We start from the raw sequence: 13,761 nt of genomic DNA on the forward strand, positions 1-13,761 counted from the left end.
TGATGGACCCCATCGTCATCGCGCAGAAGCCACGACACGTCGTATCGCACCGCGAGGAGATCACCGCACGCCCGACGATGGTTACGAGGCCGCGGCTGTGGCTGGTGCCGCCATGTCGAAATAGCCACTTCGAACGCAGACCTCTGCGACCGGGCCAGCGTCAACGACGACACCCCCGTCGAGGACGATCACGTCATCAAACATTTCGACCAATTCCAGATTGTGCACCGAGACAATGACCACGGCGCCGGCCAATTCGACGAGCAGTGCCGCGATAATCGACCGCTCTTCGGCCGGATCGATGCTGCTCGTCGGTTCGTCCGCCAACACGAGCGAAGACCCCTTCGCCGAAAGAAGCCCGCGCGCCAATGCGATGCGCTGTCGCTGCCCGCCCGACCAGTTCGTGCCTGCCTCCTGAATATGCGAGGTCATCGTCACGTCGATGCCGCTCAGGAGGCTGCGGACGACGTCGCTTCGGGCGATGTCCTGCGCGAGCGACCCGGCCGGCGCCCCCATGGACAGGTTATGTTCAAGCGTGCCCTCGAGAAGCTCGGGGTGTTGCGGAATGAGCGTTGCGGCATGGCGCAGCGCGCCAAAGTCGATCGCATTCCCGTCGACCTCCAACCTGCCGCTGTCGGGATGAAGAAGACCGGACAGCAGCTTCAGGAGCGTGCTCTTGCCGCTGCCGTTCGCGCCGACCAGCGCATATCGGCGCCCGCGAGCGATGGAGAGGCTGACCGATCGCAGCGCCCTAGTCTGCTCGTCGATGCCGGCATAGGTCAAGGTCATGTCCTTGATCTCCAGCCGCGACCAATCGTCAGGGAGTTGGGCGTCGCACTCCGCCTCGCGCTGCGCAGCGTAGATTGGTGCCGCTGCCATGAAATCGGCCCGCTGACGCATGATCTGCGACACGTTAGCGACCAAGTCCAGCATCGCAGCAATACCCGTCATCACATAGGCCTGGACCATGTAGATGTTGCCAAGCGAGATCTCACGCATCGCATCGGGCCGGTCGCGGGTCTCCAGGTAGACGTAGAGGACGACGAGACCCAGGTTGAACGCGGTCGATACCACCTCGATCACTGATCCCTTCCACTCTGAGATCGCGACGTTTTTGCCGGCAACCGCAAATACCTCCTGCAGCCGCTTGTCGATAAAGGCGGTGAAGGCACCGCGACGGCGCGCCGCGTAAAGGGTCATCACGTTGCGATAACCGTCGACCAGCCCGGTGGTCAGGGTCCGCGTCGCCTCGGTCTCGCGAACCCAGAACGGCGTCTGATACCGGTCGCCGCTGAACGAGATGACGCCGACGATCACGAAGCTGATGATCGAGCCTAGCATGATCACGGGCGAGATCAGCGCCAGCGCGATAGTCGGTCCGATGATCTGGATAACGAACTCGACGCTCGCGTACTTGGCAGTGGTGAACTGGAAGAGCGCGCTCGAACTTTGCTGTACGCGCGAGGCGATATCGCCGGAATGTTGCCGATCGTGCCACGCGAGGGGGGCGGAGAACAAGCGCTCGTTCAGGTCGGCGATCATCGCGTTCTGGGCGCGGCGTGCGATGCGGAACTGGAGCATCTTCAGTGGGATCCGCACCACCCAGAGGATCGCCAAAAGTGCCAGCAGCCGCCATAATGCCGGAAGCAGCTCGTCGAACCGCGAGACTCCGTTCTGCTGGATTTCGTTCATCAACTGCCCGACAAGCAATGGGAACGCGATCTTGAACACGCTCGCCACGGCGGACAGCGTATGGGTGAACAGCAGCAGCGCGCGGTCCCTACGCGAATAGTGGAGCGCGCCAGCCAGGAGGTTGGGCGCCGACATCACGGCATCCCGCGCGTGCTGATAGTCTCGACATCCGATCGGATTGCTTCAAATGCCGACGATGCCGCCAAGCGCTCAGGAGAAGGCATCGCAGGCACAACGCGGACGGATGACCCAGCCGTGCAGGCCGCTCGCGCCAACGCGGGCGTCTCCTCGGCGCCCGCTGGGCAACGCGCGATCAGGCGAAATATGCGATGGTCCGGCATTCGATGCTTTCGCGGATAACGGAGGCGTCGACGAGGGGGTTCTGGACCGCGGTGTGCGGCGCACGCCACGCGGATCGCCGATCGGAATCGCACAGCTTGAACAGCAGCGCCTCACTAGGCAGCAGATCGGGAAACCAGTACCACCGATGCGCCCGATTGGCGTGAAACAGCGTTGCCTCGCACACGCCCGCTGCCGGCAGTTCTTCAGCATTTCCGAAGCGATCCGGTGGACGTTCGCAGAAGATCATGTAGTCGCTGACGGCATCGTCCTCAGCGACGGTCGATGCATCGCAGATCGCAAGCGGCACACTATGCGGCGGCGACGTCAGCGTGCGCCAAAAGCTGGTTATGAGAAACCGCGAGAAAGCGTGCCCGGTCATCCCGTGCATGGCGAGGACCGCCAGCGCGAGGCGCCCGGCCTCCGCATAGCTGAAGTCGACGTGCGCCTGACGGGCAACGCGCTGCGCTGCGCCGGGGTCGTTGCGGCTGGACCGCATAATGCAATTCAGGCCGAGCACCATGTCGGCGGACGTCCGCTCGCGCACCAGCTCGCAGACCTCGCGAAAATAGGGCGCGTTGGCCAGTTCCTCGCCGTTCCACAGGTTGTTGCTGTCCACCGCGGCGGCGAAGCCGGCTAGGTCGGCCACCGCCGTCGGACAGTCCAGCAGCTCGACACCGGCCGAGTCTAGCGCGAGCCCGGCTCCGCGGCCGTCGTGCATGACGACCTCCTCGGCTTCGTACACGCCCGTCATATAGTCGAAACCAGGGCCGAAATAGTGCCGGTTCTCGGCGCACGCCGGCGAGAGATACCTCACAGCCGCGGTTACCACGTCAATCCTCCTTTCGCGATACGCCCCGGATGGGCACGTTTGCCAAGCGAGCGCAGACCGCGTCCTCGCCGGCATCGATCCCTGGTCCGCTTGGCGTACACGCGCTTCAATTCCTGAGCACGAGCACGCCAACGCGATGCTCACTGCTTTGACGCGGCTGCGCATCGGCCGGCGTGTCGGGGTCTTCGAATGCGGAGTGGAAAACGCTCCGCCAGGGTGGAGGAGCCGGGTCGCCTTTGCGGTACTCGAACTGCTTGAACGCGAGAACCTCGTCGACCTCCATCTGCGGGTAATAATGCCACTTTTGGGCGGCGTTGTAGCGCAACAGCACTTGAAATGCCGGCAGGTCGGAAGGGGAAATACCCCAGATCAGCGTCGATACGAGATCGGCGGGTTCGACGCTGCGCGGGTCGCAGAGCGCAAGTGGCATGTGGCGCAGCGGCTCGCTCATGGTCGTCGGACGCCAGAAGTCGATCATCATGAACGCCTCGACATCATCGCGCTCGAAGCGGCGGCGCCACCGCTCGGCCATGTCCCTGCCGCCGTAAGCGAGCAAATTGTCCTCGAACTCCTGCGGGGTGAGGCCGTAGTCGCTGTGGACCGCATTGATATAGTCGGGCGCCGCGGTGCCGCGCCCGCGCTGCACGGGCCCCCACCATTGCTGAAGCTCGACGGATACCCCGGGTAGCAGCCGCTCCCGCACCAACGCCTCGATTTCGGGGAAGTAGCGCTCGGTCGCCTCCGGGCTGCGCGCGTCCGCCGCCGCAGCCCAGTCGCTCACCGTGGTCTTGTGTGGCAGGAGTGCAAACCCGTACGCCTCGAAAAACGCGGCCTCGGACACGCTCCGCGCTTGCAGCGGCCGGGCGTTGATGACCGAGACCTCAGCGGGATCATCCTCGATCATGCTGGAATGCGGTCCGACCCGCGGATCGATCTCGACAGGATCGGTGGAATCGAACGTCGCCGGGAAAAGCCCGTTTAGCCGAGCGGTCGTTCCCGGAAACGCGTCAGAATTGGACACAGTGGCGGAAGTTATATTGGCGGCGCTTGTCACGGCGAAATCTTTCGACCTTTGATTTGGTAACTAATTGAGGCAATTTGTTTACAGATAAACCACAGAAATCCGCGCTCGTCACGAGTACAGCGCGTGCACAGAGCCGTGCTATCACTGTCGAACCGCGTCACGACCAGCTCCGGTGTTCGATGGAGCGCGCTTCGGTCGAGGTCGAGGCTCCGCCCGGGCCGGTCGACCCGGTTTTTGGACCGCTGAGCGCAGCAGGAGGCGAGCGTCTACGCATCGGCAGGAAAGCTCTCAACGGCGCACACACGGGACTCGCGACCATCGACCGTTCTGCACGAACGCAGCGGCACGCGCGCGCGCTCGGCACCGGACGCGAACTGGCGATAGACCATTGCCGTCGACAGCAAGAACATGAAGGCTTGGCTTTCAGCCTGCCCGATCTCAGCCTGCGCGGACATGACCTTAGCCACCAAACGCTGGCAAAAGCCGACGTCCAGCACCTCGATCTTCTTCAATTCCGCGGCCGACATGATCAGTTCGAGATAGTCCGGCCGGCCGTTGACGAACGCGGCGGCATCTGGCGCGAGATAGGGCTGCTTCGGCCGTGCGACGGTTCGGGGAGGCAAACGATCCGCGAACGCCCTTTTCAGCAGATACTTCTCGTTGCGGCCATCATCGAAGCGCAGGTTTGTCGCATTTCCCCAGTTGACGATCTCCGGGTCGAGGAAAGGACAGCGATTTTCGACACCATTCGCCATCGCCATGCGATCGCCCTGCGTGGAAAGCAGATAGCCGCTCATGAGCGTCCTGATTTCGATCCACTGCGCTTTGTGTATGGCCGCCGATGCCGTAGCGCCAAATTGCGCTCCCTCGATCCGCTGCCGCAGTTGGCCGAGCCCATCGTCCGCGTCCGCCAGCAGGCGCGTAGCTAATTTGGTGCCCCGGTAACGGAGATCATGCGAGAACAGCTCGTCCGGCTCGCTCGAGCTCATCCGGTCGAAATAGGCGTAGAGCGCAGCCTGGTTGTTCTGGCTGAACTGATCGAGATAGGGATATAGCGACGCCAATCGGTCTTGCCGTTGTGAAACGTCGAGATCGCGCCACGCCGACCGCAGCAGGACTTCCTTGAAAAGGTCGTAGCCGAGGAAGAGCTCGTCCGCACCCTCGCCGGTGAGCACGACCTTGACGCCTTCGCTCCGCGCTGCACGCGAAAGAAGGAGCATGGGAACGAACGCGCTCCGAAAGACCGGGACCTCCGCGTGCCAGATCGCGTCGGGAAAGGCGGCGACGATGGCCTGGTCGTCGACGCGAACGCTGTGGTGATCGGTCGCAAAATGGCGGGACAGCAGCGCCTGGTCGCTGGATTCGTCGAACCGGGCATCGTCGAACGTCACGGAAAAGGTCTTGATGGGTGTCGGCGCAATCTCTGCGGCCAAGCTGGTGATGATCGCCGAGTCCAGACCGCCGCTGAGATAGGTACCGGTTCTGACGTCGCTGCGCAGACGCAGGCGCACGCTCTGCTCGAGCTTGGCCCGGGTCAGTTCGATCGCTTCGCCCTCCGTGAGGGGCGACGGCGGTGCCGCAAGCTGGGGCGACCCGTAGTGCGCGATGCGAGAGCCGCCCGCAGTCAGGGTCAGCACGGCGCCGGCTGGCACCTGATCGATGCCGTCGAAGCAGCTCTGGTCGTCAAGCGGCGCCCAAATGCGGAAGATCGACGCCAGCCGCTTCGCGTCGAACCGCATGTTGATCGCGTCGTGCTCGAGAAAGCATTTTATCTCTGACGCGAACGCCCATTCCTGCCCATTGACAGCATAATAAAGCGGGCGCTCGCCAAACGGATCGCGGGCCAGAACGAGTGTGCCAGCGATACGATCATAAAGGGCGACCGCGAACGGCCCGTTCAGACGGGGAAATGCCTCTTCTCCCCAAGCCAACCATGCATGGAGCAGAACCTCCGTATCAGAGCGCGTGCGAAACACGTGCCCGCGGCTGGCGAGCTGACTGCGCAGCTCGTCGTGGTTATAGATCTCGCCGTTGAAGGCAATCCAATGACGACCGCTCGCGTCGCCCATGGGCTGCGCGCCCCCGGCAATATCGACGATGCTGAGCCGCGCCGTGCCCATCGCGATCTCGTCGTCGAAATACAGCCCGAACTCGTCCGGACCACGGTGCTCGATCCGCGTCAGCATTCGCCCCACGGTATCTCGCGCGCGAAGCGCGCCGGCACCCGACCTGAAAAGACCGGCTATCCCGCACATGCGACGGGTCTCACGGGCGGCTGCGCATCTGGCCGGTAAGTTTCGAACTCCGCCCGCCTGTCGAGGAAGAAGCCAAGCTTTGTGAGGCTGCCGCCATGACCTAGCTCGATGAAGCGGCGGCACGACGCCAGGCACGTCTGCATGCCCGACTGCCAGAGCACCGGACTGGTGAGATGGCGAGCCAGTTGCGCGCGGCGCTCGGACGGGTCGTCCGCCAGCCAGCCCCCCGTGACATTGTCGACAATCGGTATTGCCGTGGGTGCAAGCTCGATCCCGAGCAGCGCATCGTGGAACCGGTCGGCCGCGGTCGACAGCAGTGGGCTGTGCCACGCGCCGCTGACGGGGACCGGCGCCAGCTTCTTCGGGGTCAGCGCCGCAAGGCATTCGACGGCGGCAGCAAGCGCGGTAAGCGTTCCGGCGATCGAGCAGTTGCCGGGACAGTTGACGTTGCTGACCCACACCAAGTGACCGTCTTCACGCAAGCGAGCCAGCTGGTCATTTACCACCCCGAGCGGCAAACCGAGCACGGCATACATGCCGCCCGGTTCACCCCGCATGCACTCATCCATGAAGTCCGCGCGTGTGCTCACCACCCGCACCAGCGTTTCGAAATCGAGCGCGCCGGCGGCGTGCAGCGCGGTCCATTGGCCGACGCTGTATCCCGCGACACAGGACGGCCGGACGTCGCTGGCCCTGTCCCAAGCAAGCCATGCAAGGCTGCTCGCGAGGATGGTAAGCAACGAACTTGCCTTGTTCGACCTGAGCGCAACATCGTCGCCTCGTTCGACCCGGTCGATCACGAGCGACCCTACCGTTTCACGAACGAGCGCGTAGCGGGCGTCGAACTCGGGCACCGCGCGGACCGCGTCGAGCATGGAAGGGTGCTGCGCGCCCTGGCCGGGGAACAGCAGCGCCAAGCCAGACGCGTCATGCCGGCCCGGTGCCATCAGGGCGCGCTCATGTCCAGCTCGAGCTTCTGCAACTCCGCGGACATGGCGACGACGTCCGGAATGTCGCGGACCTTTCGCAACCCCTCCTCGCGGGACATTAGCCCGGCGCGAATCTGGTCGGAAATCTCGAACGCATAGGGGTGGAACCGGTGCTGGCGGTAGTGCATCAGAACGCCGACGTCGTTCAGCTTGCAATTGCTCGAGTTCAGGCCCGTATCGGCGGTGCGCCTCCAGCCGAGCTCGCCGATCGCGGCGATAATGTCGTCTTCCGAAACCATGACGGTGAGCATCGGATTGATCAGCAGAAGCTCGGACGCGCTTCCTCCAGGGTGTGCGCCGGCATCAAAGTGGCGCAACGCGTCCTGGCCGAACGCGGCGATCTTCCGTTCCAGCGCGGGCGCCTGCAGCTCCCGGCGGCGATCCAGATTGACGACCAGCGCCGCCGCATCCTGCGGAACCTGACCGCCGACATAGCCGCCGGCGACGATCGGAATGCCGTTCCGGGCTGCCGTTTTCAGCATGTAGGTGTTGATCAGGCTGATGCAGGAGTTGCAGATCGCGCTGGCGCGGCGCGCCGCAGATTTAACGTGCAATCCCGGGTCCTGAACGCTCTTCACGTACATGTTTTTCATGAACGCGAAGGACGGCGTATGAATCAGCAGGTCGACGCCCAGACTGGACGCCACCGTTCTGCAATTCGCCATTGCCTGCTCGGACACGAAACCATTGTCGACGGTGACGGCAAGGCAGTTCAAGCCCATGTCGCGCGCGAGCATCAGCAAGGTGTAGCTTGAATCCTTGCCGCCGCTGAACGCCACGACGCAATCATATTCGCCACGGTTGCGTCGCTGCTCGATCTTTTCGCGCATGGCGACTGCCAGCGCCGTCCGCTTGCTCTTCAGCTCGCCGGGGTCGCTCGCCTCCCGACAGAAGTTGCAGAGGCCCTCGTGAAGCGTGACGCCGGGAACGGCGGCGGTCAGCACGCAGCTGCGGCAAAGCTCGACCTCGGCGATCACGACCGCACTCGCTTGGACTGCACGAGTTCGGAAAGGCCGCGCAGCGACGTCTCGATGCCGGTTAGCATCTCCTCGTCGTCGATGCTGATCTCAAACCTTCTCTCCATGAACCGGATCGTCTCGATGTAACCGAATGAGTCGATCAGGCCCAACCTGAAGAGATCGCTGTCACGGTCCACGCCATCTCCGAAGTCGACGAGGAGCGTGTCGACGAGGAACGAACAGATTTCCTGTTCAATGTTCCGATCATCAATAGAATACTCTCTCGACGACATGACGCAAACCTTCCAAATTATGACTTGGTTACAAACCGATCGGTTCTCGGATCTGCTTGACGAGATTGCTCAAGACTTGCCCTGGCCCAAGTTCAACGAAACGCTCGACCCCGCGATCCAGCAGGTACCGGATCGTCTGCGACCAGAGTACCGGATAAGTCATTTGCTTGACCAACGCGGCGCGGATCGCCCGCTCAGCGCCGGTCTGCGGATAGGGAAGCGCGGAGATGTTGGCGACGACAGGCACCCGGGGCGGAGCGAAGGCCACATCGTCCAAGAAGGTCCCGAATTGCCGGGCGGCATCGTCCATGTAGCGTGAGTGAAAGGCGGCGCTTACCGGCAGGTCGACGTAAGGATCGGCGCCGGCCTCCTCGAAAACCACGCGCGCGGCCGCGATGTCACTGGCCGGGCCGGAAACAATGGTTTGCTGGGGCGAATTGTAATTGGCGACGTCCAGCGCCGCGAGTCCGGCATTCCGAAGGACGCGACCTACCTCGAGCGGACCGACCCCAATCACTGCCGCCATCCCGCCGTTGCGAACAGCGCCCATCAGTTCGCCGCGCTTTTGCACGATGCGCAGTCCCGTCATGAAGTCGAACACACCGGCGGCAAGAAGCGCGTTGTATTCGCCAAGACTGTGCCCGGCGAGGAAGTCGGGGCGCACGCCCTCTTTTCGCGCGGCATAATAGTGGAGAGCATTGACAGCATAGAGGGCTGGCTGAGTGAACTGCGTCTGACGCATACGCCCGCCCGGATCCTCCAGGCACATTTGACGCAAGGAGTAGCCGAGCAGATCGTCGACCGCCTGCTCCAGCTCGCGATACTCTTCGACCGTATCGAAGAGATCGGCGCCCATGCCTTTGCGTTGCGAGCCTTGCCCCGGAAAGATCAATGCCAGCATACGCGCGCCCCGGCCGATACGAAGGAAGAGTGCAGCGGCGCGGAGCTGCGCACCGGTGCTGGTGTCAAGTCTGCGCGGGCGAGCAGCGGCGTTCGTGTCGTGAAAGCGATGCGCGGATCGCCTCCCCGTGCCTCGCAGCACAGTGCGATCAGATAATCCGACGCGATTTCAAACTGCCAGAACCGCCAGCGGCCGGCGTCTTCATCCACAGCCGGGTCGACAGACAGTCCGATCTCCAGAGGGTTGCCGAGCTCGAACGCGAAGGTGTCGAGGCCGAGCGACAGGCCCATGCCCCTAGCCTTGATATAGGCCTCTTTCAGGGTCCAGTATTCGAAGAAGCGCCGGCCTTGGGCGCTCGCTGGCATTGATCGCAGCGCGGCGCTTTCCGACGGTGCGAAGAAGCGGTCGGCAAGGTCAAGGGGGACGTCCCGGGCGCCCACGCGCTCCACGTCAACGCCGACATCTCGCGTCGAGGTCACGGCAAGTACGATCAGGTCGGCAGTATGGGACAGGTTGAACCGAATATCCAGCGATCGGGCTTGGGCATTGGCGATCTCTGGGCGCCCCCAGGCGTTTTGCGTGAAGCGAAGCTCGGCTGGCGCGAGGCCGGTCGCTTCCGCGAGAACCGTCCGCGCCAGCGCGCGGGTGACAATGAAGCGTCGGCGGTCGCGCTCGAAGACGAATTGCGCCGCGCGACTGATCTCGACCGGCTCCAGCAACGTCGGGTAGCCTTGCGATCCGGCTTCCTCCCAGCACGCCTCGACGGACGCGACGAAAACGTCGATTTGGTCGGTTGCCGGTGCATCGACGTGGCGGCGCCGCTGCTCAGTCTTCATGAACGCACCTGCGACACGCGCGCACGAAGATTTCGGTGTGGGGAATGCCCGTCGCCTTCCCCCGACAAGTGACCGCGTCGACGTCGCGGGCGATTCCAGACGTTTTCGACATCGTCACGGACGCCTTCGGCGCTTCTGAGGCGCGCATGACTGCCTGACAAGCGGCCGGCCAAATTCGGTCTGATGGCCCGTCATCTCAGCTAAGACGCCGGTTGGAGGTCGCTGCTGCTTTCATCGAGCATGGCGACGATTTCTTCAGCGAGTTCGGCGACGCTCTGAACCTCGAACAGCAAGGGAAGCGGGACTTCAAGGTCTAGCAGCTGGCGAATGCGCGCGATCACTTGCACCGCCTTGAGCGAGTCGCCGCCGAGCTCGAAAAAGCTGTCGTGGATGCCGATGCGGTCAACCTTAAGCAGCTCCGCATAGATCGCGACGAGCGCCTCCTCGAGCGGCGTGCGTGGGTCGACATAGGGGGCGGCAGACGGATCCGCCGCAAGCGGCAGCGCACCCAGATCCCGCTTCCCGGTCGGTCCGAGCGGCAATGCATCCAGCGTGACATAGGCTGACGGGACCATGTAATCGGGAAGCACGCTCCTGACGAATTCCCTGAGCTCGCCGGCAGACGGAACGTCGGTGTCAGCGAAGACCAGATAGGCAATCAGCTGGCGATCGGCGTCTCGAGGCGCATCGGAAGCAATCACGGCAACGCTCGCGACCGCCGGATGACGCGCGAGCTGCGCCTCGATTTCCTCCAGCTCGATCCTGAACCCGCGCAGCTTGATCTGGCGGTCGATCCGGCCGCGATAGTCCAGGTCGCCAGCGGCAGTCCGAAGGACGATGTCGCCCGTACGGTAGAGCATGGCTCCGGGCCGGCCCGAGAAGCGATCTGGAATGAAGCGCTGCTCGGTGAGGTCCGGCCGGTTGAGATAGCCGCAGCCTACGCCGCCCCCTCCGATGAGCAACTCCCCCGCCTCGCCGTCAATGGCGAGTTCGCCGTCGTCACGGACGACGTATGTCGCGACGTGCTCAAGCGGGCGACCGATGACCGGCGCGCTGCCGCTCGCGGTCAGATCGGCCAAGGTCGCGACGATCGTGGCCTCGGTCGGGCCATACTGGTTCAGCAGGCGGGGGCCTCCGGTGTTCTGGGCGTGCCAAGCTTGCAGCCAATCACCCAACATTGCCTCGCCGCCGACCACGAGGAGGCGCAGACCCTCTGGCGCAGGCGCGCCATCCGCCACGAAGAAATGGTGCCATAGGCTGGTGGGGATGTGGACGATCGTGACGCCATGCTCGGTGCAAAGCTGGCGCAAGCTTTCAGGGGACTCGATCCACCGATCGTCGCGGATCACGAGCGACGCCCCCGAGGTCAGCGCCAGGAATATCTCAAGCACAGACACGTCGAACGACACCGACGTGAACTGCAGCACCCGGTCGGCCTCCGTAATGCCGTAGGCCGCCCGAACCGCGGCGAGCAGCCGGGCAAGGCTGCGATGCTCGATCATCACGCCTTTGGGCTGACCCGTCGATCCGGACGTATAGATAACATAGGCGAGCAAGTCCGCCGGCAATTCGCCGGTCAGATTGTCGGCGGACTGCTCCGCCCAGTCGGCATCGGCCTCTTCAAGGTCGATCAGCCGCGCGGCGGTGATCGCGCCGGCTAGGGCATCGCGACCCTCCCGCGAGACGAGCACCGCCGCAGGGTCGCTATCGGCCATCAACTCCGCCAGCCGTTGCCGCGGATGGCATGGGTCGAGCGGCACATAGGTTGCTCCCGCCTTGAGAATGCCGAGAACCCCGGCGATGAACGCGAAGCTGGGGCGGCTGCACAATGCCACACGTGACCCCGCCATGACCCCGCACGCGCGCAAGTGGCGGGCAAGCTGGTTGGCGCGCGCGTTTAGCTCGTGATAGGTCAAGCTTTGGCCCGCCCAGCGCACCGCGACGGCGGCCGGATCGGCACTGGCCCGCGCTTCGAAAAGGCGATGCGCCCAGCGTGGCTCCGCCGGCACTGCCGATTTCGAACCCGCCACGTCTGGAACGTCCGCAGACTCGGCGGCTATCGGCAGCAGATCGGCCGTGAGCACTTGCGGATCGTCGACCATTTTTTGGAGGATGCGGACATACGCGTCGATCATGCGATCGATCGCCGCGTCGGCGAACGTCGCACCGTCATATTTGACGACGACGTCAAAGGTGGAACCGTCTTCGCGGAGCTCCAGCAGAAGGTCGCAATCGGCCTGCTGAAACAAGTTGGGTACAACGGAGATGTTGCGCCGCGACACGCCGGCGAAGGACGCCGCATTCCAGTCCATCAAAGCATGGCCGACATAGCTGAATGCAACCTGGCAACCGTGCGTTGCGGCACGGCCACCTCCGCGCCCGATCTCGCGCAGGAGCTTGGAAAAAGGGTATAGGCCGTGATCCACTGCCGTGGCGAGCACGTGCTGCTCCGCCTGCAACAGTTCCGACGCCGTGCGCGCGGATGACGGCGTCGCGCGCAACAGAAGCATGTTGACGAAATAGCCGACCGACGCGGAGACCTGACTGATCGGGCGGGTTGACGTCGCCGTTCCGATGACGATGTCGGTTTCGCCCGACATTCCGCTCAGCAACACGCGATAGGCCGCGAGAAAGACGACCGACGGAGTGATGCGCTCAGTTCGGACCAGGGCGCGAACGGCGCTCGAAAGTCGGGCATCCATCGTGCGCAATCGCGCTTCCGCTCGCGGGCGGGGGGAGAGCCCGGGCGCACGCGCTCCTGGAAAATCCAGTCGCGGCCACGGCTGCGCCAGCACGGACTCCCAGTGGCGAAGATCCCGATCCGCCGAGGCGCTTGTCAGCCATTCGCGCTGCCAGTCGACGAAATCGGAAAACCCGGTGTCCGGCACCAGCGGCGGCAGCGAACCGCCGCCGACCAAAAGGTCGTACGACCCCCACAAGGCGGCCATGATCAGCGGCAGCGAATGGCCATCGACGACAATGTGGTGCGCGACGAACAGCAGGTAATGATCAGCCTCCCCCGCCGTCAGCAGGTGAATGCGCAACGGCGCTTCACGATCGAGCGCGAAGGGCCGCCGCGTGAGCGCCTCAAGCTCGGCCGCTATACCGTTCCGGCCCAAGCCGGAAACATCGTGCCGCTCGAGCGGTTTCGCGGGGCGCGCGCCGATCCGAAGATGTGTGTCGCCATTCTCGTCAACGCATCTCGAACGCAGCACCGGATACTGCTCGAATACTCGCCCACAAGACCGCTCGAACGCGTCGATATCCAACTGCTCGCCGATACGAAAGCACCAAGGTACGTTATATACCGACGAATTCGGAGAGATCCTGGCCTGCGCGAGCAATCCCCGCTGACCTTCCGACAAAGCAAATGCCTTATCGTCCAAAAGCTTGGATAATCGAATATTATGCAGAATTCCAGCCGCGCTCAGCCGACCCTGCTGGTAAGCTGCGATATCTTCTGCGATATTCATCGACGACAAGTCACGTGCGTGATCATGAATGCACCCAACAAGCGAACAGCACGAGCCCCACCGTTGTCGATCGATACTGTGGTGTCAATGATTCTCGCGGCCAGATAATGTTGAAAAGCGACGAATGTCACATTTACGCGTTACACCGCATTATCATGCAACGTTCGA

Annotated in this window: 10 protein-coding genes; all 10 read right to left on the bottom strand. The window is 63.5% G+C overall.

Annotated features, from left to right (window positions below):
* Positions 1 to 81 precede the first annotated feature (81 nt).
* Positions 82 to 1,827 (bottom strand): ABC transporter ATP-binding protein, encoded by a 1,746-nt coding sequence (locus GO308_RS14265; RefSeq protein ID WP_240885918.1) that lies wholly within the window; start codon positions 1,825 to 1,827, stop codon positions 82 to 84.
* Positions 1,828 to 2,005: 178 nt separating this feature from the next.
* Complete coding sequence (locus tag GO308_RS14270) at positions 2,006 to 2,863, bottom strand: CmcJ/NvfI family oxidoreductase (RefSeq protein ID WP_240885919.1); 858 nt, start codon at positions 2,861 to 2,863, stop codon at positions 2,006 to 2,008.
* A gap of 106 nt (positions 2,864 to 2,969) precedes the next feature.
* Positions 2,970 to 3,917 (bottom strand): CmcJ/NvfI family oxidoreductase, encoded by a 948-nt coding sequence (locus GO308_RS14275; RefSeq protein ID WP_240885920.1) that lies wholly within the window; start codon positions 3,915 to 3,917, stop codon positions 2,970 to 2,972.
* A 236-nt stretch (positions 3,918 to 4,153) separates the two neighbouring features.
* Positions 4,154 to 6,142 (bottom strand): asparagine synthase (glutamine-hydrolyzing), encoded by a 1,989-nt coding sequence (gene asnB, locus GO308_RS14280; protein WP_240885921.1) that lies wholly within the window; start codon positions 6,140 to 6,142, stop codon positions 4,154 to 4,156.
* Positions 6,130 to 7,059, bottom strand: coding sequence for an ACP S-malonyltransferase (locus GO308_RS14285; RefSeq protein ID WP_240885922.1), 930 nt, complete (start codon positions 7,057 to 7,059; stop codon positions 6,130 to 6,132). Before GO308_RS14285 ends, asnB begins: the two co-directional genes overlap by 13 nt.
* A 29-nt stretch (positions 7,060 to 7,088) precedes the next feature.
* A complete protein-coding gene (locus GO308_RS14290) occupies positions 7,089 to 8,108 on the bottom strand; it encodes a 7-cyano-7-deazaguanine synthase (RefSeq protein ID WP_240885923.1) in 1,020 nt (339 codons plus the stop codon).
* Positions 8,105 to 8,383: a phosphopantetheine-binding protein gene (locus GO308_RS14295; RefSeq protein ID WP_066477841.1), complete on the bottom strand. Its 279-nt coding sequence runs from the start codon at positions 8,381 to 8,383 to the stop codon at positions 8,105 to 8,107. Before GO308_RS14295 ends, GO308_RS14290 begins: the two co-directional genes overlap by 4 nt.
* Positions 8,384 to 8,411: 28 nt before the next feature.
* Entirely contained in the window at positions 8,412 to 9,284 is an 873-nt protein-coding gene (gene fabD, locus GO308_RS14300; RefSeq protein ID WP_240885924.1) for an ACP S-malonyltransferase, read from the bottom strand.
* Positions 9,272 to 10,120 (bottom strand): 4'-phosphopantetheinyl transferase superfamily protein, encoded by an 849-nt coding sequence (locus GO308_RS14305; protein WP_240885925.1) that lies wholly within the window; start codon positions 10,118 to 10,120, stop codon positions 9,272 to 9,274. The genes fabD and GO308_RS14305 overlap by 13 nt, the downstream gene beginning before the upstream one ends.
* 200 nt (positions 10,121 to 10,320) lie before the next feature.
* Positions 10,321 to 13,593 carry an amino acid adenylation domain-containing protein gene (locus tag GO308_RS14310; RefSeq protein ID WP_240885926.1) on the bottom strand — a complete coding sequence of 1,091 codons (3,273 nt, stop codon included), beginning with the start codon at positions 13,591 to 13,593 and terminating at the stop codon, positions 10,321 to 10,323.
* Positions 13,594 to 13,761: the final 168 nt, after the last annotated feature.

It is taken from the genome of Sphingomonas sp. SFZ2018-12 (genome assembly GCF_022496715.1).
In the GTDB taxonomy this organism is placed as follows: Bacteria; Pseudomonadota; Alphaproteobacteria; order Sphingomonadales; family Sphingomonadaceae; genus Sphingomonas.